General features: G+C 71.5%; 25 protein-coding genes. 1 reads left to right on the top strand and 24 read right to left on the bottom strand.

The annotated features are described in order from the left end of the window. Positions 1-22 precede the first annotated feature (22 nt). The 13 genes from ACIBK0_RS16915 to ACIBK0_RS16855 form a co-directional block, all read right to left on the bottom strand. Positions 23-826, bottom strand: coding sequence for a DUF317 domain-containing protein (locus tag ACIBK0_RS16915; RefSeq protein WP_399080278.1), 804 nt, complete (start codon positions 824-826; stop codon positions 23-25). Further along, positions 823-1206 carry a hypothetical protein gene (locus ACIBK0_RS16910; RefSeq protein ID WP_399080276.1) on the bottom strand — a complete coding sequence of 128 codons (384 nt, stop codon included), beginning with the start codon at positions 1204-1206 and terminating at the stop codon, positions 823-825. Before ACIBK0_RS16910 ends, ACIBK0_RS16915 begins: the two co-directional genes overlap by 4 nt. Positions 1207-1481: 275 nt before the next feature. Next, positions 1482-1889, bottom strand: a complete 408-nt coding sequence (locus ACIBK0_RS16905; RefSeq protein WP_399080274.1) for a hypothetical protein — start codon at positions 1887-1889, stop codon at positions 1482-1484. 85 nt (positions 1890-1974) lie between these two features. Continuing rightward, positions 1975-2733 carry a hypothetical protein gene (locus tag ACIBK0_RS16900; protein ID WP_399080272.1) on the bottom strand — a complete coding sequence of 253 codons (759 nt, stop codon included), beginning with the start codon at positions 2731-2733 and terminating at the stop codon, positions 1975-1977. A 23-nt stretch (positions 2734-2756) separates the two neighbouring features. After that, positions 2757-3452 carry a hypothetical protein gene (locus ACIBK0_RS16895; RefSeq protein ID WP_399080270.1) on the bottom strand — a complete coding sequence of 232 codons (696 nt, stop codon included), beginning with the start codon at positions 3450-3452 and terminating at the stop codon, positions 2757-2759. A 13-nt stretch (positions 3453-3465) separates the two neighbouring features. Further along, entirely contained in the window at positions 3466-4311 is an 846-nt protein-coding gene (locus ACIBK0_RS16890) for a relaxase/mobilization nuclease (RefSeq protein ID WP_399080268.1), read from the bottom strand. Next, on the bottom strand, positions 4308-4733 hold the full coding sequence (locus ACIBK0_RS16885) for a hypothetical protein (protein WP_356700447.1): 426 nt from the start codon (positions 4731-4733) through the stop codon (positions 4308-4310). The genes ACIBK0_RS16890 and ACIBK0_RS16885 overlap by 4 nt, the downstream gene beginning before the upstream one ends. A gap of 105 nt (positions 4734-4838) precedes the next feature. Next, positions 4839-5336, bottom strand: a complete 498-nt coding sequence (locus ACIBK0_RS16880) for a hypothetical protein (protein WP_399080266.1) — start codon at positions 5334-5336, stop codon at positions 4839-4841. Positions 5337-5384: 48 nt separating this feature from the next. Next, the gene (locus ACIBK0_RS16875; RefSeq protein ID WP_399080264.1) at positions 5385-6653 is read right to left on the bottom strand and encodes an MFS transporter; all 1269 of its coding nucleotides are present in this window, start codon (positions 6651-6653) and stop codon (positions 5385-5387) included. Next, positions 6644-7855, bottom strand: coding sequence for a hypothetical protein (locus tag ACIBK0_RS16870; RefSeq protein WP_399080262.1), 1212 nt, complete (start codon positions 7853-7855; stop codon positions 6644-6646). The genes ACIBK0_RS16875 and ACIBK0_RS16870 overlap by 10 nt, the downstream gene beginning before the upstream one ends. Next, positions 7852-8313, bottom strand: coding sequence for a hypothetical protein (locus tag ACIBK0_RS16865; RefSeq protein ID WP_399080260.1), 462 nt, complete (start codon positions 8311-8313; stop codon positions 7852-7854). The genes ACIBK0_RS16870 and ACIBK0_RS16865 overlap by 4 nt, the downstream gene beginning before the upstream one ends. Before the next feature lie 38 nt (positions 8314-8351). Beyond that, on the bottom strand, positions 8352-8777 hold the full coding sequence (locus ACIBK0_RS16860) for a hypothetical protein (RefSeq protein ID WP_399080258.1): 426 nt from the start codon (positions 8775-8777) through the stop codon (positions 8352-8354). An 82-nt stretch (positions 8778-8859) separates the two neighbouring features. Continuing rightward, entirely contained in the window at positions 8860-9009 is a 150-nt protein-coding gene (locus tag ACIBK0_RS16855; protein WP_399080256.1) for a hypothetical protein, read from the bottom strand. Positions 9010-9138: 129 nt separating this feature from the next. Here ACIBK0_RS16855 and ACIBK0_RS16850 point away from each other — a divergent pair, with 129 nt between their 5' ends. Next, complete coding sequence (locus tag ACIBK0_RS16850) at positions 9139-9708, top strand: dihydrofolate reductase family protein (protein WP_103542595.1); 570 nt, start codon at positions 9139-9141, stop codon at positions 9706-9708. Positions 9709-9960: 252 nt separating this feature from the next. Here ACIBK0_RS16850 and ACIBK0_RS16845 read toward each other — a convergent pair whose 3' ends face one another. The 11 genes from ACIBK0_RS16845 to ACIBK0_RS16795 all read right to left on the bottom strand — a co-directional run bounded on the left by ACIBK0_RS16845 (position 9961) and on the right by ACIBK0_RS16795 (position 19038). Continuing rightward, positions 9961-10338, bottom strand: a complete 378-nt coding sequence (locus ACIBK0_RS16845) for a hypothetical protein (RefSeq protein ID WP_399080253.1) — start codon at positions 10336-10338, stop codon at positions 9961-9963. After that, positions 10331-11074, bottom strand: a complete 744-nt coding sequence (locus ACIBK0_RS16840) for a glycosyltransferase family 2 protein (protein WP_399080433.1) — start codon at positions 11072-11074, stop codon at positions 10331-10333. Before ACIBK0_RS16840 ends, ACIBK0_RS16845 begins: the two co-directional genes overlap by 8 nt. A gap of 48 nt (positions 11075-11122) precedes the next feature. Continuing rightward, complete coding sequence (locus tag ACIBK0_RS16835; protein ID WP_399080431.1) at positions 11123-11638, bottom strand: hypothetical protein; 516 nt, start codon at positions 11636-11638, stop codon at positions 11123-11125. Between the two features lie 151 nt (positions 11639-11789). Continuing rightward, complete coding sequence (locus tag ACIBK0_RS16830) at positions 11790-12584, bottom strand: hypothetical protein (protein ID WP_399080251.1); 795 nt, start codon at positions 12582-12584, stop codon at positions 11790-11792. A 294-nt stretch (positions 12585-12878) separates the two neighbouring features. Further along, entirely contained in the window at positions 12879-13652 is a 774-nt protein-coding gene (locus ACIBK0_RS16825; RefSeq protein ID WP_399080249.1) for a hypothetical protein, read from the bottom strand. 30 nt (positions 13653-13682) lie between these two features. Beyond that, positions 13683-14612 (bottom strand): hypothetical protein, encoded by a 930-nt coding sequence (locus tag ACIBK0_RS16820; protein WP_399080248.1) that lies wholly within the window; start codon positions 14610-14612, stop codon positions 13683-13685. Further along, positions 14602-14766 (bottom strand): hypothetical protein, encoded by a 165-nt coding sequence (locus tag ACIBK0_RS16815; protein WP_399080246.1) that lies wholly within the window; start codon positions 14764-14766, stop codon positions 14602-14604. Before ACIBK0_RS16815 ends, ACIBK0_RS16820 begins: the two co-directional genes overlap by 11 nt. Positions 14767-14881: 115 nt before the next feature. Beyond that, positions 14882-15451, bottom strand: coding sequence for a hypothetical protein (locus ACIBK0_RS16810; RefSeq protein ID WP_356700423.1), 570 nt, complete (start codon positions 15449-15451; stop codon positions 14882-14884). A gap of 15 nt (positions 15452-15466) precedes the next feature. Next, positions 15467-16981, bottom strand: a complete 1515-nt coding sequence (locus ACIBK0_RS16805; RefSeq protein ID WP_399080242.1) for a VirB4 family type IV secretion system protein — start codon at positions 16979-16981, stop codon at positions 15467-15469. 28 nt (positions 16982-17009) lie between these two features. Continuing rightward, entirely contained in the window at positions 17010-17471 is a 462-nt protein-coding gene (locus ACIBK0_RS16800; RefSeq protein WP_329159910.1) for a DUF6238 family protein, read from the bottom strand. 94 nt (positions 17472-17565) lie between these two features. After that, entirely contained in the window at positions 17566-19038 is a 1473-nt protein-coding gene (locus tag ACIBK0_RS16795) for an SCO6880 family protein (RefSeq protein ID WP_399080240.1), read from the bottom strand. Positions 19039-19094: the final 56 nt, after the last annotated feature.

The following is a 19094-nucleotide window of genomic DNA, read 5'->3' as shown; positions in this document are numbered from 1 at the left end:
CTCCTTGGGACGGGGCGGCGGGTCAGCGGCGGGTCCGGGCGCCGCCGGCCGGGGCGTAGGGACGGGCGCTGGTGCGCGGCCGGGTACTTCGGGCGCTGTTGCGGGCCCAGGTCGCGGCGCGGGCGGCCGTGATCCGGGCCTGCTGCCACGCACTGAGCTGGGAGGGCTTGACGGAGACCGACCAGGTACGGATCTGCGCGCTGTGCGGAACGCGTCCGCGCGGGCGCATCACGGGATCGGGGCCGGCGAGTTCGGTCGAGAAGGCTTGCACCAGGTGCATCGGCGTGTTCGGCGTGAAGTTGGCCGTCCAGCCGTTGCCCTGCTTGTCCTTCGCTCCGGTCCACCACATCGCCATGCCGTCGGCGCCCTGGTGGTACTGCATCCACGCGGTGCCGTCGGGGCTGGTCGCCATGTAGTGCTCGCCCTCGAAACGCGTGTGCCAGTTCTGCTCCTGCAACGGCGCCCAGACGTTGGGAGCGTGGGCGGAGCAAGGACGGGTGAGGGCGTCAGTCAGACCGGCGACGATCTCCACCGGGGTCTGCCGGCCCAGGTGCGCCGACCACTCGCCGCTGGGGCCGTCCGCTCTGCCGTGGATGGTCCACCCGCCGGGAAGGATGTAGGGGTCGTAGGCGACACGGACGGTGCGGTCCGGGCTCTCCATGAACAACGGGCCGCCCGACTTGGACTTGTCCCGCCATCCCGAGGCGCGCAGGAACTCCGAGACGTGCCGGACGTCGCCGCCGCCGGCCAGGGCACGGGGCTGGACGAGGTAGTGCTGCTCGGCCTGCTCGCCTGGCCCCCAGCCCTGCCACTGCTTCTTCTTCACCGGCGCCGCCGGACGACGAGCGGTGCGGGTACCGGGGGCTTCGCCGCAGTGGTGGCGGGCTGGGTGCCGACGTGCTGCAGGGTGTCCTTGTGTTCGTCCAGGTCGAGGGTGATGTCGTGCAGTTCGTTCGAGGCGCGGCCCAGCGCGAGCCACACCTCTGCGGGGAGGACGCCTCGCTCTGCCTGGTCCTTGGCGAGCACGCTGCCGGTGGCGACGAGGTGGGTGATGCCGCCGAGGACTCCGGCGTCTGCGTCGAGGACGCGGGCGATGACCTGCGCGGCCTGGGGCGGGGGGAGCTGCGAGAGGTGGTCGGCGAGCTGGCCGAGCTGGCGGGTGATCTCGCTGGCCAGTCGCACCGGGTAGGGGGTGGGGTGGGACATGCTCCTCCGGGTCGGTGGACGGTCAGTGGTGGTGACGGTTGCCGACGCGCTGCGTCTCGGCGAGGACGGCCTCCGGGCGGGCGCCGGCCAGCGGGGAGGCGCGGTCGGGGCCGGTCGGGATGCAGGCGCGCAGGTAGCGGCGGAACAGAGCCGTCGCGAGTCGGGGTTTGAGCCGGTTGCTGATCGGTGGGGGTGTGCGGGGTGCTACGGGTTTCTCCGGGGATCGAGCGGTGCGATGGGCGGCACCGGCGCGGTGCCGGGGCCGCCCGGGCGTCTTACGGGGCGCGGCGGGCCGGTGCGGGGCGCGACGGGGAACGGGCCGGTGCCGGATGCTGCCCGGCAGGCCGGGCCGCACGGGTGCGGATGTCGTGCACGGCCTGCCGGTAGGTGGCCTCGTCGAAGACGTCGGGCGTGCAGTTGACCTCGTACCCGGCCACGAGCAGCGCGGGGATGGCGCGGGTCGCCAGGCGCTTCTGCTCGTCGGCACTGAGGTGTTCGGGCACGGTGTGCCAGATGTAGAGCGGCCCGCCCGTGGGGTATTCGTGACGTTCCAGGCCGAGCTGTTCCAGCAGGTCGTGGAGGTGTGCGGGGGCGCCGGTCGGGGTGTCGGCGTGGATGGTCGTCGTCAGGGCCTTGATGTAGATCTCGACGTCCGTGCCGTACTCGTCGGCCAAATTGGCCATGGGCCTCTCTTCGGGGTCAACGGTGTTGGGGGCCTTGGCGATGGTGTGACGTACTCCAGCACCCAGATATCGGGCTCCGTCTGCTTCATCGAGCCCTGGTGCCCGGCGTGCGGGTGCCGGCCGGGGCCGGCGGCATGGAAGCTGGGGTGGAGGTGGGTGCGGTCCGGCCTGCGGGGTGCTGCAGGGCGGTGCCGATGCCGAGCCGGTCGAGCCGCGGGCCGATCTCGCGCAGGGCGCGCGCCTGCGCCTTGGTGTCGTCGCCGTTGAGGCGGTAGATGCCGCTCTGCGGGTCCTGGACGAAGCCGTTGGCCACGAGGACGGCGCCGGCGCGGTCGTCGACGGGGGCGGTGGCGACGCTGCCGTCCGGCTGCCAGGTCAGGACGACCCGGTCCGGCTGGGAGGGCTGGATGCCGCCCAGGGCGTTGTGCCGGGCCTGGGCGAGGGCGCTGTCGTAGCGGGCGAGCAGGTCGCCGGCGACCTGCTCGGCGCTCAGGAACGGGTCGTCCGCCAGGGCGATGCCGTTGGGCTCGGGGACGGCGCGGTACGCCTCGTCGGGCAGGGCGCGGGGGGCGACGGCGGCGATGAGGAATCCGTCGCGCTCGTCATGCCGGTGAAGGACGACGAGCTGGGCGCCGTCCGGGCGGCTCAGGACGGCGGCCTGCTGGAGCGGGTGCTCGGCGAGGGAGGCGGCGACCAGGTCCAGATCCCAGATGCGGTCGGAGAGTTCGGCGAGATCGTCCTTGGCGTCGGCCGGCAGGTGGGAGCTGGACCAGCTGTCGGGGAGTTCGCCGGCGAGGACGTCGGCGTACGAGGCAAGGCGCTCGGAGGTGTCGTGGTCGTGCATGGTGTCCTTGGGCGAGGTGGGAGTCAGCGACGCAGTCCGGCGGCCACCGGGGGCGGCGGAGCCGGGAGCGTGCGCGGCGAGGGCGGGCAGGCGCACACGGCGGAGCGCTCGCGTTCGGTGGCGGGGACCTCCCCGCTGCAGTTGCTGCGGCCGGGGTGGGGTGCGTGCCGGTCGGCGAGCGTGTTGCGGGTGTCGGCGAGGTCGGTGCGGATGACGCGAAGGTGCTCGTCGGCGAGGTAGCGCAACCGCCGTGCGATGTAAGGGTCGGCTGCCTGGCCGAGCCCGTCGTGGAAGTCGGCGGTGGCGGTGAGCACTTCGTCCAGCGCGGCGAGGATGCCGTCGTGGGCGGCAGTCAGCTCGATCAGGGCGTCGGCCGCCTCATCCGTGGTGGTGGCCTCGCGGATCCGCTCGGCGATATGGGCGACGGAGGAGCCCAGCGGCAGGTAACTGGCCGGACGGGAGCCAGTGTCGAAGTCCTCTTCGCAGTCGACGTGATACCCGGCGACCCGGAGGCGGGCGACTGCGTCGGTGGCGAGACGGGACTCGTCTTCCTTGGTGAGGCCGGTGGGGGCGCGGTGGTAGGTCTCGTGGACGCGGACGACAGCGATGAAACCCGCGCGCTGCAGGACGCTGTGCGCCTCGGAGTCCCCGCCGCGGGCGAGGAGTTCCTCGGAGTGCGGATCGCGGCGGATGTCCAGGAAGCGGTCGGTACGGGGCAACGAGACGTTTCTCCTACGGCGATCGGTGGGCGGTGTGCCGGGCGGCGGGCGGTACAGCGGCGACCCGCGTCTGGACCAGGCGCGCGGCGGTGTTGTCCAGGTCCTGCTGGATGGCGTGGAGGCGACGGGCAATCAGCTCCAGGCGGTGCGCCGCATCGGTGCTGGCGGCTCCCGGTTGACGGGCGATCCGGTGCGCGGTGTGCTCGACGAGTCCGCGGACCGTGGCCAGCGGACCGACCTGCTCGTCGGCGAGCTGCGTAAGGACGCTCGCGAGCTGGGCCGACGCCGTGGGCGCCGGGCGGATGGCGGGTCGCGCCGTGGGGCCGGTGCGTACGGGGATCAGGTGGAGGTCCTGCTCGATGCGGCGCGCCTCGTCCGCCAGGCGCCGCAGGATGTCCGCGGGCGGAGCGTGCCACGCGCCGTCGAGGTGGATCAGGTTGGCGATCAAATCGAGGCGTCCGGGCTGTGCCTGAACGGCGATCCAGCGGCAGCCGTGCTCCTTGCCGGGAATCTCGATGCCGGCGGCCCGCGCGAGCCGGTGGGCGGCTTCGGCCCACTCAGGGCCGGTCAGCTCCCGGTCGTCCGGGTGAAGCCGGACGTCGAGGTGGAGGATCGCCCGCCGGTCATCATCCGGGCTGGCGGCGAACGGATGCTCCAGATAGGGGTCTTCGAGGTGCTCGGCCCACTGGCGGGACGTCCAGAGCTTCTGCTCGTCGTCCAGGGTGAAGTAATCCAAGCCCGGCCAGTGGGCGACGACCGTGTACTCCGTCAGGCCCTCGTTCGGCGAGACCGGCCGCCCCAGCGCTTCGGCGAGCGGGTCGTGCGCGGTGTGGGTCCGCTCATGGAGGCGGGGAATCATCGGCCGCCCCGGATGTCGGCTATGTGCACGAGCTGGTTGAGGGCGGTGGTGGTGTACCAGCCGCAGTCGATCAGCTCGTTGCGACCGGCGTAGCGCGGCAGGAGTGCGTCCTCCATGGCGCGCAGGTAGATCAGGCAGTCCGGGCAGCGGCGCGAGAGGTGCACGAGGTAGCGGGGATGGCCGGTGACGTAGGACTGGGCTCCGCCGGTCGCATCCCGCAGCCGCCATCCGTCCTCGTCGGTCGGGGTGTGCCAGGACGGGGCGACGACGCGCATCGCGTCTCCCCACAGTTCACCGCCGGCCACCCCCTTGAGGACGACGACAGTGTCACCGGCCTGGAAGTGCTGGTGCGTGATGTCCCGGTCGGGGGTGAGCGGGTCCGGTGTCGGCGCGAAGGCCGAGGTGGGCGGGGGCTGGGACATGCGGTTCGGTTCCTTCCACGCAATCGGTGGCGGGGTGGGAGGAACAATGGTCCGGAGGAACGCCGGTTTGGCTAACCGGCGTTTCCCGGCTATGTTCCGCCGCGATCAGCGGAACGGGTTCTCCGTTCCGCGGTCCGCCTCGGTGGCTGCGTCGAGGAGTTCGAGCAGGTCAGTGCCCTCTGCGTCGCGCTGGTCGATCCACCACCCGGCGCGGGTGATGGCGCGGGCCTTCTCTTCCAGCTCCGCCCAGTCCGCCTCGTCCCAGGCCCCCTCCACGACCAGCGCGGTGTGCGCGGCCGTCATCAGCTGGTGGCGGGAGCGCTCGCCCCAGTCCAGGGCCTTGGCCGGGCCTTCCAACTGCGGCATGTCGAACTGCTTCGCCCACGCGACGGCCGCCTCCTGTTCGGCGGCGCGCTTGGCCGCGAGCCACTCCTCCTTGGACTCGGTATCGGCGTCGCGTGCCGCCTTCCAGCAGTCGGTGCAGTCCCGGCCTGCGAGCCAGCGGGCAAATCCGGCCCGCTTGTCGGCAGGACGGTTGGACAGGTCATGAACCACCTGGTGGGAGCAGGCGTGCTCTACGGTCCACTGCGTACGGACGGCCATAAATGGATCTCCTCAAAAGGGTTGGAAAGTAGGAGGGTTGCGCCCTGATCAGGGCGTCTTGTGCCGGCATCGGAGCGGGCGGCGATGCCGGCCACGCTGCATGTGTCCGGTGGGGCCGAGACGTCGGCGCGCGGTGAGAAGGACGGTGAGAGCGAAGGCCGCGCCGGCGGCGGGGAGCGCAGCGCTGGCGAGAGGTTGCTCGGCGAGGCGTCCGGCGAGGGCGGTGCCGGCGGACTGCCCGGCGCCGATCGCGAGGATCAGCCACGCGTACGCCTCGCTGGTGCGGCCCGCCGGAGTGAGGGCGTCGGTGGTGACGTAGGCGCAGGCGACGACGATGGTTAGGAACGCACCGGGCACGGTGACCGCGGCGATGGCCGCATACGGGCCCGGAAGGGCAAGGAGCGGGAGCCACCCGGCCAGGAACGCGGCTGTGGCGATGATCAGGCGCCTGGTGGTGGTGCCCGACCAGGTGCGGCTTCCGTAGATGAGGCCGCCGAGGAAGCTGCCGGTGGAGAACGCGGCAGGGATGATGCCCGAGAGCATGTTCTGGTGGTGGTGCTCGGCCATGGCGATGGACCACACGTTCATGGCTCCGATCGCGAACCCGATGCCGGTGAGGGAGACGAACAGCAGCAACACGGCGGGAGAGGCCAACTGCTGTGAATGGGCAGCGTCCTGGCCCTCGAACCGTTCGGGCCGCCAGCGCCGCGATGGCGGCGCGAGGGCGACCGCGGCGGTGCCGGCCAGGCCGAGGGCGGCGGTGACGGCGAGCGCGACGGCGGGGTTGTACGCGGAGGCGAGCGCGGCCACGAGCAGGGGGCCGACGATGTACAGAAGGCCCTGCGTGCCGGTGTCGAGCGCGAGCGCGGCGTGCCGCAGCCGGGGGTCGGGCAGCACGCTCGGCCACAGCGCCCGCAGCCCGGCCTCCAGCGGAGGCGTGGTCAGACCGCCGGCGACGACGATGGCCGTGGCGAGGCCCGGTCCGCCGTACGGTCCGGACAGTGGCAGGGCCACCAGGAGGGCCGAGTTGAGTAGGGCGGCCGGAAGGTGCACCGCGCTCTGGCCGTGGCGGTCCATGAGGCGTCCCTTGACCGGCTGGGCCAGCGCGGACGACAGCCCGTACAGGGCGCTGAGCAGCCCGCCGAAGGCGATACTGCTGCCGCTCGCGGTGGCCCATAGCAGGATGGCGACGGGCGCCATGCCATTGGGGAGTCGGCCGGTGAGGGTGCCGCCGAGGAGGCGGGCGACGTACGGGCTGCCCAGCACCGCGCCGTAGGTGATGCGCGGTGCCGGGGCCGGGGGTGCGGTCAGGGACAACGGGTGCTTTCTCGGTGCTTAGCGGTGGCGGGCGTGCTGGCGCGGGGCGGCGGTGTGGGTGGTGTGGTGTCCACGGCAGGGCGCGGGCGGACGCGCAGCACGGGGGTGCGGTGCGGCGGCAGGACGGCGACGGTCGCGCCGAGGACCTCGGCCGCTTCTTCGACTTCGCGGGTGAGGAACTCAATCTGCCGGCCGAGCGCCGAGAGGCGGGCGGCGATCTGGCGGCCCTGCACGGTCTCCAGCGCTCTGGCGAACTGGCTGCTCGTTTCCAGGAGTTCTTGGAGACGGACCATCGACCCTGCGTCGTATCCGCGCTGGGTTGCACTGAGGAGCGCGTTGGACGCGTCACAGGCGTGCTGGGCCTCGACGACGTCGCGGGTGAGTTCCTGCAGCGAGATCTCGGGGGCTGGCTCGGGCCGGTTGAACCCTGAGACATCGGCGCGCAGCACGCCGGGCGGGACCGGGGCGGGTAGTGACTGCCCTGCCTCGTATTCGTGGGCGTAGTGCCCGATCACCTGCCAGCCCGGTGCGTCCGGGTCTCCTCGCAGCGCGACCAGCGCCGAGTCGTCGTCTTCGACCAGGTGGGCGAGGGTGATCGGCTGCCCGTTGGCGGCGTACCACGACTCGGTCAGCTCCAGCTCGCCTCGCCTCTGCGCAGCCTGAGCTCGCTCGGTCCACATCCGCTGTTCCTCTTCGGTCAGCGGAGCCTTGTGGTGCTGGCCATCGCTCTGGTCGGCGAGGTTGCTGGCGATGAAGCTGTGATCCGCCCATGGGGTGAGGTGCGGCCACAGGGCCGAGTGCTGCGCGCGTTCGGCCTGGGAGCCGGGGGCGGCCGGCCGGTCGAGGGCCCGGCGGATCTCGGTGGCGGAGGCGGCTAGGCCGTCCAGCACGGCCCGCCACCCGGCCAGGTGCCGGGCAGGCGGCAGCTCGTCGAGCGCACTGCGGGCGGCATCGAGCAGAGCGTCGGCGTGCGGGGCGAGGTGCGTGGTGTACGCCTCCACCGCTGCCTTGTCGCGCTGGGCTCGAGCCGCTGCCGCGGCGCTTGCGTGGACGATGCGGCCGTAGCGGTCGCGTGTCATGTCGAGCGCGGTCTCGGTCTCGCGGTCGATGAGCCATCCGCAGCCGGAAATCGCGTGCAGCGTTGGCGAGTTGGGTGCCACCGGCAGAGGGCCGTCGGGGTCCGGGTTGCTTGCGGGCGTCATCGGGACCGCCCGCCGCCCGAGGCCGTCAGGTGGACGGTCGGTGCGTAGGCGGGCTTCGGTGGGATCGGCCGGGCCGACGGCAGGGAGGTGGTGGGCGGTGTGGCACGACGCTGAGTCGTTCGGCCGGCGGCGGCCTCGGCGAGACGGCTGCGGCGCTCCCGGAGTCCGTTCGCCCGGACCGGGCGTGGTGGGCTGGCGGAAATAGCCGGGTCGAGGCGAATGTCGGCCTGCACAGTGAAGCCCTGGCGGCGAAGATCGTGGACGGCCTGACGGGTCCGGCGGGGACCGTCCCGCTCGGGCTCGCTGAGCCGGTACAGCCCGGGTTGATCGGGGACGGGCTCGAACTGCTCGCGCTCCAGGTACCAGTGGGCGAGGTGCGCGGGCAGGGAGGAGGTGAAGGAGGCGACGAAGCCGTGTTCCTCGTGGTCGCCGAAGGCGAAGTGGGTGCCGGGTTGCAAGGGGGCGAGGTTCTCCTCACGTTGTCGGGGTGGAGCGGTTAGTGGCTGCGGTGCATGGGACGGGCTGCGGTAAGGGGGCGTGCTGGCGCGGAGACGGGGAGGGCGGGGCGGCGGTGGGATGCGCTCACGCGGGCCTGGCGAAGGAAGATCTCGCCGTCGGTGAGCCAGGTCTCGATGGCCGGCCACGCGCGGGCGTTGCGTTCCTGCGACGGCATAGGACCGCCGTGGACCACCTCGTGGAGCAGGGTCTCGGTATCGGTGATGGCGTCGGCCAGGCGGGAGAGCGTCGCGGCGTCGTCGGGCCACGGGCTGCTGGCGGGACGGCACCGGTCGATCAGCGTCGGGGCGTGGTCGACGACGGTGAGGAAGCGGCGCCAGGAGTGGTCGAGGAATTCCTCGGTCGCGGCGCCGAGGGCGGCGGCGCTCAGCGGGGTGGCGTCGCTGTAGCGGCCGGAGGCGACCATGGCCTGCCAGGTGTCGTGTTCGGAGCGGATGCCCCCGAGTACGGCGGCGATGGCCGAGGTCCGGCGGGCGTGGACGGCCTGCTCAATAGGAGGGGAGGTACCGGTCGGCGACGGCCTGGGCCGCCCGTCCGGCGAACGGCGGCAGGGCGATGCTGCGCGGTGCGTGCGGATCGCCGTAGCCCTCTTCGAGCCCTTCGGGGGCGAAGGCGCCGACTAGTGCCGCGTCAGGCAACGTTTGCGACGTTGGTCGTTGACCCTGAGCCGGCGGTAGGTGACGCGGCACCGATGAGAAATGGCGCCGGCAGTCGTCTGAATACGGTCCGGTGAAAACGCGCTGCGCGCATCAAGGGAGAGCAACGAGATGAGACCACTTCGATACTCGATCAACGTCACGCTCGACGGCTGCTGCCATCACGAGGCAGGGCTCCCCCCGGACGAGGAGTCGATGCGCTACTGGACCGCTGAGATGGAGCGAGCCGGTGCCCTGCTATTCGGCCGGGTGACCTACGAGATGATGGAGTCGGCGTGGCGGAAGCCGGCGACGGGCACGTGGCCTGACTGGATGGGTGAGTGGCAGATCCCGTTCGCCGAGACCATCGACCGGGCGAAGAAGTACGTCGTGTCGAGCACGCTGAGCGGGGTCGATTGGAATGCCGACCTGGTGCGAGGCGACTTGGGGCAAGCGGTTCAGCGGCTCAAGCAGGAGTCAGGCGAGGGCCTGTGGGTGGGTGGCGTGACGCTCCCCCTGGCGTTGGCAGATCTGGGACTGATCGACGAGTACGAGTTCCTTGTTCAGCCGGTCCTTGCCGGACACGGGCCGACGTTGCTCGCCGGTCTGCGCGAGCGCATCCAGCTCGAGCTCGTGGACTGCCATGAGTTCCGGTCGGGGGCGGTAGCCCTGCGATACCGGCCCACGCGAGTTACAGCTTGACGTGTTTTGTCCTGGCGCGTTGGCCGCTGCCTCGCGACGGAACGACGGCTCGGGGTCGCGTTGCCCCGCGCTGGCCGTGCCCCCGAACGGCGGACATATCGACGGGGAACATCGCCCCGAGGTGCCGGGAGCGGACAGGGCAAACGTTGCCTGACGTGGCACTAGATAGTCGAGTTGGCGGCCGGGGCGTTCGACGAACAGCAGCGTGGTGCCGTTCACCGTGTCGGTGAGCGTGGCGGCGTAGGGGATCCGCTAGCTCTGGAGGGCGCGGCCGAGTTCGCCGCTGTCCCAGATCCAGGGCACGAGGTCTTCCTGCCAGGCGGGGTGGGAGTAGATCTCGACCGACGTGTTCCACTGGCCGGGCAGTTGGCGCGCGAGGTCGCGGGCGGCGTCGCCGATGAAGCGCCGGCTGCTTGTGTGCACGCTGGTGCGGTGCCGTTTCGCGCACTTGACCAGGTCGACCACGGTGGTCTGGTTGCCGTCCGCGGGCAGGTGGTAGACGCCGTCGTCGTCCCGCCGAAAGCCGCTCTCCGCGAGGGCGGTGTGCGCCCACGGGTACTGCTCGCCCGTGGCGATGGCGACGATGCCCGAATCCCGGCTGTGCGACAGGATGATCTGCGCCTCAGCCATGGACCAGGTCCTCGCTGCGGCGCAGGACGGCGCGCAGGCTGCGGCCGTACTGCCAGGCATGCTCCCGGGCTGCCGCCTCCAGCTGGTCGTATCCGACCTGGGCTGTCATCTGCCCGCCCCATTTGCGGTATCTGTACACGGGGACCGGCAGCAGGATTCCGGGCGCGAGAGTGGTCACGCCGAGGGCCGCGCAGTAGTCCTCGCCCTGGACGAGGCCGCCCATCGGTGCGGCGCGTACGAGGTCGGTGCGGGCGAGGATCGTGGTCGGCCCGATGGGGATGGTGTCCGCCGGGGACTTCCAGTAGGTCCACACGGCGCCGGCCTCGTGGCGGCCGGGCGGGGTGGGGCAGCGCCACAAGGTGGTCGAGCCGTCGGGGTACTGGTCCTCGCTCCATCCCGCACACCAGCCGACCCCGGTCGATTCCAGGGTGTTCAGCCGTACGGACATGGCGTCGTCGGTGAACTCGTCATCGTCGTCCGCCCAGTTCGTATACCGGGTTCGAACGTGGGCGAGGGCCAGATTCCTGGCGCAGGCGGCGCCGACCGGGCGGGGCAGCGCAAGGGTGCGGACGCGGGGGTCCTGCGCGAGCGGGGCAGGCAGACGATCGGGTGAAGCACCGTCGAGCGCGATTATGGCCTCCCAACCCACGGACTGCCGGGTGAGGCTGGCGTGCATGGCGGTCAGGTAGTCGAGCCGGTCTTCGCGCAGGCGGCTGGCGATGACGACGGTGATCAGGGGCGTGGTGTGCGGGGGCAGGGAAGGCTCCGGGAAGACGAGGGGAAACTAGCGGCGCGTGGCGGGGCGCGGGGCGCCGGCCTTCGCCGGGGATGCGGCGGGAGCGCTCGGGAGCGGCGTGCTGCGCGATGCCCGGATGGCCGGCGCGGGGTCGAGGGAGGACCACGCTGCCGGGTGGTCGTTGAAGGCGGTGCGCGGGTCGATGTCCCAGTCGACAAGCGGGCCGATGTCCTCGTGCAGGAGGCTGATCACCTCGATGCCCTGCTGGTGCAGGACGTAGCCCCACTGGATGTCCTGCGCGTCGGCGGTCTCGGCGGTGACTGTCATACGTACCGGCGGGGAGCCGTCCGGGGTGATCAGGTGGTCGAGCGTGCGGCTGGGCCAGTGCTTGCCGCCGGTCAGCTCGGCCACGAGCGTGGGCGGGGCGCCGTCGAGGAGGTCGGTGCCCAACTCGTCCCAGCCGACGGCGACGTCGTCGATGAGGTGACGGGACATGGCCTCCACGTCGCGTCCGAACTTGTGCTGGTAGGCGGCCAGGAGCAGGGGCAGGTGGTGGCTGGGCACGCCGTCGAGCTGGACGTGGATGCCGCTGTACCCCGTGCCGGTGGGGCGGGCGATGAAGGAACGTGTGGACAGGGACTTCTCCGCATCGGGTAAGGGGCTGGGGACTTCGGCGGCCATCAAGCTGGTGTGTGCCGCGTGGGAGGGGACGCGTCTACGCGCGGTCCGACCAGGAGGCGACCGGGGGGCCGGAGGCGTCGGTGCGGGCGCAGGTGTAGCCGATCAGTCGGGACGGCTCGGCCTTCGCGGGGACGGTGGCGGCGTCGTTGCATACGAACGTGTACGTGATGGAGGTGCGGGGCACGTCGTGGAGCCACGCTCGGTCGTCCTTGCCGGGGTTGATCTGCAGGCCGGAGTGCGCGACGGCGTCGGTCTGGGTGTGCGTGTGGGAGAAGAGGATCAACGCGCCACCGTCGGTGGTCTTGAGGGCGTAGGCGTCCTTGTAGCGGTTGGCGGCGCCGGCGAAGACGGTGGTGCCCTGGTTCCCGTAGCGGGTGCCGGTCTTGTCGTGGACCTCGATCTGCTGCTTGCTCGCCTTGGTCGGCGCGAAGACCTTCGTCCCGCTGTTCGCGCCTCCGGTGGCGAAGTTGTCGAGCACGCCTGTGCGCAGCAGGTCGGCGCCGACTGCCAGCTGCTTGTTGCCGTCGGCGGCGACGGCCGTCGCGTACCCGTCCCGGTCGAGGGCGATGTCGGGCAGTTGCTGGCCGTCGAGGTCGACGACGGACACCAGCTCCCAGCGCTTGTGCTGGGGCTGTTCGGCGAACACGCCCAGACGCGAGGGGGCCTTGCCCTTCTGGTCCGAGAGCGCAGCGGCGAACCAGCGGTCCTGCCCGGCGACCAGGCGCGGGATGTACAGCTTGGCGTTCGCGGAGTCGTAGGACCACGGCTTGTACGGGTTGCGGTCCGCCGCGGGAAGTCCTTCGGTCTCGGTGTAGTCCGAGACGGACATCGCGTACAGCGGGCCGTCCTCGACCGTGTCGAGCAGGCGCCGGTTACGGTCGGCGTTGGCCTCGTTGTTGATCTTCGAGTAGTGGGTGATGACATCGCGGGCCTGGGCGGCGCTGAGGGCGGCCGTCGGCTTCGGGGCGGTGCTGGCGCCGGGAGCCGGCTTGGCGTCGGAGGTGCCGTGGTCGGTGGTGCAGCCGGTGAGTGCCAGGGTGAGGCAGGCTGCGCTGGCGAACAGCGGCAGGGTGCGTCGGGCGATGCGGATGGAGGCTCCAAGGATCTGCAGGCGGGGAGTGGGTCAGCGCGTACGGCCGGCCGAGGGTGTGGCCTTCGGTGACGCTGGCGGAAGGGCGGCGCTGGTGGTGGGCGCCGAGTGGCGCAGGTTCACGCCGATGCCCTTGGCTGTGAGCTGTTGAACCACGCTGTGGACGCGCAGGGCGCGACCGCTGTCCCCGTAGGCGGTGGGCAGGAGGAACGCTGCTTGGTGCGGGTGGTACTGGAATCCGTGGGCGTACAGCGTCATGCGGGCATCGACCGGCACGCTCTCGTACGGCGCGCCGAGGGCTCCGTCGCTGTACAGGGTCAGGGTGAGGACCTGGTCGACCTGTGGCGGGCCGGGCCGGTGCGGGGGGTCGGGCTGGGCCGCCGCGTTGTCGAGGACCTCTTGCAGGGCCTGTTCGTAGTGGGGCAGCACCCGTCGGGTGACTTGTGCCGCCGCCCGCGCGGGGTCCTTGGGAACGGCGATGCCGTTGGGTTCCTCGACTGCGGCGAAGTGGTGGGGCTTGATGTGCGGGCCGTTGGGGGCGAGCGGGGCGACGACGAACTGGTGCGGGTAGCGGGGCCGGTCGGTGACGTACAGCCGCTGGTCGGCGGGCCCGTGGAGCACGGCGTCGTGGGTGAGGACGTACTGGCTGACGATGTAGTCGACGTGGCCGGTGTCCCAGAGTTTGTCGGTGCGGGGGAACTGGTCCGCGTACTGCGCGTGGCGCTGGTACTCGCTGGTCCAGGTGCCGGGCAGACGGGCGGCCAGACCGGTAGCGAAGGCGGACAGGTCGGTGCGGGGTGAGGTCATGTGTTCCTGGAAGGAGGCGGTGGTCCGGCGTCAGCGCGTGGGCCGCGGCTGTGCCGCCGGGAGGGCTCGCGGGGGAAGGGACGGCGGACGCCCGGGGGTGGACGTGAGCCGCGGGGCTGGCATGAGCGGGGTCAGTGCCCGCATCCGGTCCTCTGCCACGTGCAGCACCTCGCCGAGGTTGCGGATCTCGGCGGCGGCGTCGGCGAGGTCGTAGGACAAGTCGAAGCCGTCGTCCTCCTCGGCTTCCTTGGCCTTCTCCCCGGCCGCTTCGAAGAACTCCCCGAGCTGTGCCAGCAGGCCGTCGCTGGGCTCCAGGATCTGGTGCAGGAAGGCGGCGGCCGCCGCATGCGACTCGGCTCCGTTGAGCCGGTCAGTCAGAGCGCGGAGCGCGTCGCCGTAGACGTAGACGGAGGCGCGGCCGGCAGAGTCGGGGACGTCCGGGACTTCGGGCGCGTGGAGCGTCGGCGTAGCTGGGAGCGCGCTCCGGTCTCCGGCCGATGCGACGGGATTCGGCAGCAGCCCGAGCTGGGCAAGGCGATGGTCGATCGTCTCGATCAGGGTCTGGACGTTGCCGCCGTGGCGAGCCTCGGGCCGTTGGAGGGCGCCAGGGTCGGCGGCTGGAGCCGAGTCGTAGACGACCTCGAACAGCGCCTGGTCGTCTGGGTGTTCACGGGTCGCGATCCAGCCGTCCGGATGTCCCAGTGGACGGTCGGAGGGGGGCTCCTGCGGCGGACTGATGATCAAGTAGCTGTCGTCGGGGAGCGATACGCGCACGATGTACGCGCTGAGGCCGAACTCGATGTCGCACTCCAGCCCACGCTGCCGCAGTAGCGTGGTGATGTGCGCGTGGCGGCGCCACAGCTCCTGCCACCACGAGGTGGCCACATTGCGATGGTCGGGAAGCGGCGCGAGCGGGCCCGTGCGGTCGCCGGCACGGGTGTTTTCGTCGTCAGCGCCCACGGCTCCTCCTGTGGGAGACGGGCGTGCGGTGCGGCGGTGGTGTCCGGTGGGCGGGGCTGGGCTCCGGGGCCGGGCTGAAGTCGAATTCGTACTCGTCGTAGGAGGCGATCAGGTCGTGTTCCATCTGGGCTTCGCGTTCGGCGACCTGCGCCATGAGGTCATCGTGCTCGGCCTGGCACTGCTGGTACTCGGCCCAGTCGGCGTCGCTGAAATGAGCGGGGCGGTTCAGGGGACTCCTTGAGGTGGTGATGCCGGTTCTTCGAGGCGGGCTAGCGGTGGCGACCGCTCGGCCTGGGAGGTGGAAGCGCAGGGCTTTCCCGAGGGGTGAGCGTCGAGAGGAATCGGTGGAAGCCGAGGTGGTCGTCGAGTTCCTTGGCCGCGTCGCGGAGAGATTCCGACGTGCGCCGCAGGAACGCTCGCGCCGAGGCGTGATCGATGACCATGCGGTTCTTGAGGTAGTGCCGGTCGGTCGGGTTGGAGGACCGTGGCAGGGACAGGGCGCCCTCCGCGGTCTCGGTGAAGTGCGGTGCTGCGTGGCTCGACATGGTGGCCGCCGTGGCGAGATGGGCGAGGACGGCACTGCCGGCGCGGGTCGTGCTGTGCGGGCTCCGGGCGAAGTCAGCAGTCAGCCGGAGGACGTCGCGGGAGAGGTCCTGCGCGTCGGCGGCATGCTGGAGCAGCGCGGTGTAGGAGGGGGCGGCCGGGACGTGCCCGCTCTCGTCCAGCAGCTCCCACTGCTGGGCGGCATCGAGTAGTTTGTCCTTCGTCGCGTTGAGCGCGCCGATAAGGTGGACAGTGTCGTCGCGCGGTATCAGTTCGCGTTGGATGTCGGGTTTCACGGGCCTCTTGCTTTTTCAGTGCATGCGGGCGTCGGTGTCGAAGAGCGCCAGTTCGTGGCTGTGCAGGAGGTGCTGCACGATGAAAGATCGTCCGGCGACTTTCCACAGGCCACGCCCTCGGTTGAGGTGCGCGATGGCGTCCATCTCCACGGAGGTCAGGCCGAGCAGGGAGGCCGCGGCTTGGAGTTGGTCGGTCTCCTGGCGATAGATGATTCGGGTGCTGCAGTCGGCGAGGAGGCCCTCGGCCAGAGCGCGGCCCTGTGATCCGGCGTCGCCGGCGGTGAGCAAGTCGCTGAGCCGGTGGATCACCATCAGGTTGGCGATGCCGAGACCGCGGGAGAGCTTCCACTGGGCTTGCATGCGCTGCAGTAGGCCGACGTGCCGCATCAACCGCCACGCCTCGTCGTACACGATCCAGCGCCGGCCGCCGGACGGATCGGAGAGGGCGGATTCCATCCAGGCAGAGGCGCAGGTCATCGCCAGGACGAGGGCGGTGTCGTCGCCGGAGCCGCCGAGCCGGGAGAGGTCGATGGTGAGCATCGGCGCGGTCGGGTCGAAGGCGACGGTGGAGGGGGCGTCGAACATGCCGGCCAGGTCACCGTGGACGAGGCGGCGCATCGCGTGGGCCAGGTCGCGTGCGGCGTCGCCGAGCTGGCCCGACATCATCCCGGCGGCCTCGTCGAGCGCACTCGGGCTGTTGAGGGTGGCGGCGACATCGCCGAGCAGCGGGGTGCGGCCGGTGTCGACGGCGCGGGTGACGACGGCGTCCAGGGCGACGTCCAGGGCGGTGTGCTCCATGGGCATCAGGTCCCGGCCCAGGACTGTCCGGGCCAGGGAGCCGAGCAGGAGCAGGCGCCGTTTGCGGATCTCGCCGACCCAGTCGGCCTCGGAGACGCCCTCCGGACGCGGGGCCGCGTCCAGGGGGTTCAGCCGTCCGGGCAGTCCGGGGCCGAGAGCGACGGACCGGCCGCCGAGGGCTTCCGCCACCGGCGTCCACTCGCCCTTCGGGTCACACGGCACGTAGACGCGGTATCCGAAGGCCACCGAACGCAGCGCGAAGCTCTTGGCGAGCGCGCTCTTGCCCTGGCCGATCACCCCGGCGAGCAAGAGGTTCGGGTTGGTGAATCCCTCGACCTTGCCGTACAGGGCGAACGGATCGAAGACGAAGGACGCTTCCGCGTGGACGTCGCGCCCGATGTAGATGCCCTCGGCGCCGAGTCCGCCTTCGGCCAGGAAGGGGTATGCGCCGGCGGCGACGGCCGTCGTCATGCGGTGGGCGGGCAGCTTCAGCCGGTTGTTACGCGCGGAGGCGGGTCCGGGACGTCCGCTCGGTGGGTAGAGCGCGGTGGGCATCTCGTGCTCGGCGGATGTGCTCTCGGGCTGGTGGGCGCTGGCTTCCGTGCGGGCTTTTGCGGTGGCCTCGGCGAGCTGGCGACGGGCGGCCTTGCGGCTGGCGCGGTCGGTGCCGTGAGGGGTGAAGAGCGGGCTGGCGGACGCGCGGCGTGCGCGACGGGCGGGCCGGTGGCTCATCGGTGGCCCTCGTTTCTGCGGGTGGTGCTCATCGCACGCAGGCCGTGGTGTGCGGGCGGAGGTCGGTGGGGGTGGTCTTGCGGCGGATGACGTGTCCGGCGGCGAGGTGGCGCTGACAGATCGTGAGCACGGGCGGTCCCTCGGGCAGCCGCTCTGGATGGCATGCGCTCGACTCGGCTTCTGCTGCTGTGTTGTTGGGTAGCAGGTGGAAGGCGGAGTGGACCTCGCTGGTGGCCTGCCAGAGGCGGGTGTGCGCGGTGGCGAGGTGGCGGCCGGCGGCGGGGTGCGGAGGCCGAGTGCTTTCGGCGAGCCGGTCCAAGAGCTGGTGCAGGGCGGTGAGGTGGGCGTGCAGCACGTCAAGGTGCAGCCGGTCCGCCGGCCGGGGCGGGTTCGCGGCCGACGGCGATAGGGCCCGGGTGTGGTGGCGGACTCCGGCGCTCGCGGCGCGGAGGTAGGGGTGCCCGTCGTCCGGACGCGTGGGAGAGGTCAAAGGTGGTGGTCCTTCCTGCCGGGAGGCAGGGGTGGTGACGGATGGTCGAAGAGCAGCGGGCGCCACGGTGCTGACCGGCGGGGACGGGCCCGGCTCACAGGGCGGTCCGGGCGAGCGGGAGCGCGGTGAGGGCGAAGGCGTCTGGCTGCTGGTAGTTGAGCCGTCGGAGATCGACGCCGGAAGTGACGGCGTGGGTCTCGATCTGTGCGCAGGCGGCGTCCAGGAGGGCGTCGGTCTCGGCGGTGACGGTGACCAGGCCGGTGAGGGCCACGTCCGCGTGCCCGGCGATGAGCTGGCGCTCACGCTGCTTGACGTCGGCGTACTCGACGGAGTCTTCCTCGCTGTCGACCTGCCCCCGGCGGGCCCGTTCGTTGGCGTCGGCGATGATCGCCGCCTTCTTCCTCTGGACGTCCCGCAGCGCGGACTCGAGCCCCTGCGGCACGTATATAAGGGAGAGGCTGCGCCGCACTCCCGCCGTGAACATGATCCCGTGCAGGAACCCGGCTCCCATTTCGGTGCGCGGCCAGTTCTCCACCCAGTACGTCGCGTGCCGTGCGCTGTCGGTGGCGAGGCGGTCGTACTCCTCGAACTGGACGACGGGCCCGGCGGCTGTGGGGTCGGCCTCGGCGCGGCCGGTCTCGGACCACTGCTGGAGGGCCGCGAGGGCCTTGGGGTCGTAGGCGGTGCGGATGACAGCGGCGATCTCCCGCGAGGTCAGCCACCCGGTGACCTGGAGTCCGGCGTTGCGGGCGGCCTGGGCGATGGAGGCGGTGGTCTGCTCCATGACGGTGAACGCCCCGGGCAAGCCTCCGCCGGCCTGGCTGATCAGGCGCCGGGCGGCTTTGAGGTCGAGGGAGATGGCGAGGTAGGTCTCGTGCGGGGCTGCGGCGGGGCCGGCCGAGGAGACCAGTTCGGAGTAGATCTGTCCGGCGACGGGGGTCTGGGGCTGCCCGTTCTGGGTCCAGTGGCGGGTGAGGGTGTCGCCGCTGTCGGGGACGGTGCGCTCCAGCACCTGCACGGTGGCCATATGACCGGTACGGGCGATGCCTGCGAGCGCGCGTCCCCAACTGCTCACGTTGTGGTTCTGGGTGGCGGGGTCGAGGAGGGCGAAGGCGCGGCTGCTGACGCGGGCGATGGCGGTCAGGGTCTGCTGGTGCGGGTCGTGGACGGCCGCAGCCTGGTTGGCGGAGTCGCCGGGGGTGACCACCTTGAGGGAGGCGGTGGTGCCGGGCAGGTGGAGGACGCCGTCCTGCCGGGGCCGGGTGACGGGCCGGGCGAGCCAGAGGGTCTGGCCTGTACGGCGGCGGTGTGCGTAGCGGGTGACGATCGGTGCCCAGTCGATGAGGGAGCGGCCGTGTCGGCGGATCGCGACGAGGGCACCGGAAGCTGCCCACAGCGGCGCCAGGGCGACGGCGCCGAGCAGTCCGGTGGAGACCACCGTCATCAGAAGCACCGCCAACGTGCAGGAAACAAGGATGAGTTGGGGTAGGGAGAGGCCGAGGAGGATGCCGCGGCGGGACCGGTGCGGGAACTTCACCGTGACCGGGGCGACGGAGAGATCAGTCAAGGGGCGGGTCCTGGAGGCGCGGGTGGAACCCGGGGGCGGGATGTGGCGTGCACGTC

This window comes from Streptomyces sp. NPDC050564, assembly GCF_044457265.1.
Taxonomy (GTDB): domain Bacteria; phylum Actinomycetota; class Actinomycetes; order Streptomycetales; family Streptomycetaceae; genus Streptomyces.
This window is presented reverse-complemented; position numbering and strand designations above follow the sequence as displayed.

What these genes read in the sequence shown, in the direction of transcription:
- ACIBK0_RS16910 (WP_399080276.1), bottom strand. Translation starts at nt 1,206, where the DNA reads ATGTCCCACCCCACCCCCTACCCGGTGCGACTGGCCAGCGAGATCACC.
- ACIBK0_RS16905 (WP_399080274.1), bottom strand. Translation starts at nt 1,889, where the DNA reads ATGGCCAATTTGGCCGACGAGTACGGCACGGACGTCGAGATCTACATC.
- ACIBK0_RS16900 (WP_399080272.1), bottom strand. Translation starts at nt 2,733, where the DNA reads ATGCACGACCACGACACCTCCGAGCGCCTTGCCTCGTACGCCGACGTC.
- ACIBK0_RS16890 (WP_399080268.1), bottom strand. Translation starts at nt 4,311, where the DNA reads ATGATTCCCCGCCTCCATGAGCGGACCCACACCGCGCACGACCCGCTC.
- ACIBK0_RS16885 (WP_356700447.1), bottom strand. Translation starts at nt 4,733, where the DNA reads ATGTCCCAGCCCCCGCCCACCTCGGCCTTCGCGCCGACACCGGACCCG.
- ACIBK0_RS16880 (WP_399080266.1), bottom strand. Translation starts at nt 5,336, where the DNA reads ATGGCCGTCCGTACGCAGTGGACCGTAGAGCACGCCTGCTCCCACCAG.
- ACIBK0_RS16870 (WP_399080262.1), bottom strand. Translation starts at nt 7,855, where the DNA reads ATGACGCCCGCAAGCAACCCGGACCCCGACGGCCCTCTGCCGGTGGCA.
- ACIBK0_RS16860 (WP_399080258.1), bottom strand. Translation starts at nt 8,777, where the DNA reads ATGGTCGCCTCCGGCCGCTACAGCGACGCCACCCCGCTGAGCGCCGCC.
- ACIBK0_RS16850 (WP_103542595.1), top strand. Translation starts at nt 9,139, where the DNA reads ATGAGACCACTTCGATACTCGATCAACGTCACGCTCGACGGCTGCTGC.
- ACIBK0_RS16845 (WP_399080253.1), bottom strand. Translation starts at nt 10,338, where the DNA reads ATGGCTGAGGCGCAGATCATCCTGTCGCACAGCCGGGATTCGGGCATC.
- ACIBK0_RS16830 (WP_399080251.1), bottom strand. Translation starts at nt 12,584, where the DNA reads ATGTCCGTCTCGGACTACACCGAGACCGAAGGACTTCCCGCGGCGGAC.
- ACIBK0_RS16825 (WP_399080249.1), bottom strand. Translation starts at nt 13,652, where the DNA reads ATGACCTCACCCCGCACCGACCTGTCCGCCTTCGCTACCGGTCTGGCC.
- ACIBK0_RS16815 (WP_399080246.1), bottom strand. Translation starts at nt 14,766, where the DNA reads ATGGCGCAGGTCGCCGAACGCGAAGCCCAGATGGAACACGACCTGATC.
- ACIBK0_RS16805 (WP_399080242.1), bottom strand. Translation starts at nt 16,981, where the DNA reads ATGAGCCACCGGCCCGCCCGTCGCGCACGCCGCGCGTCCGCCAGCCCG.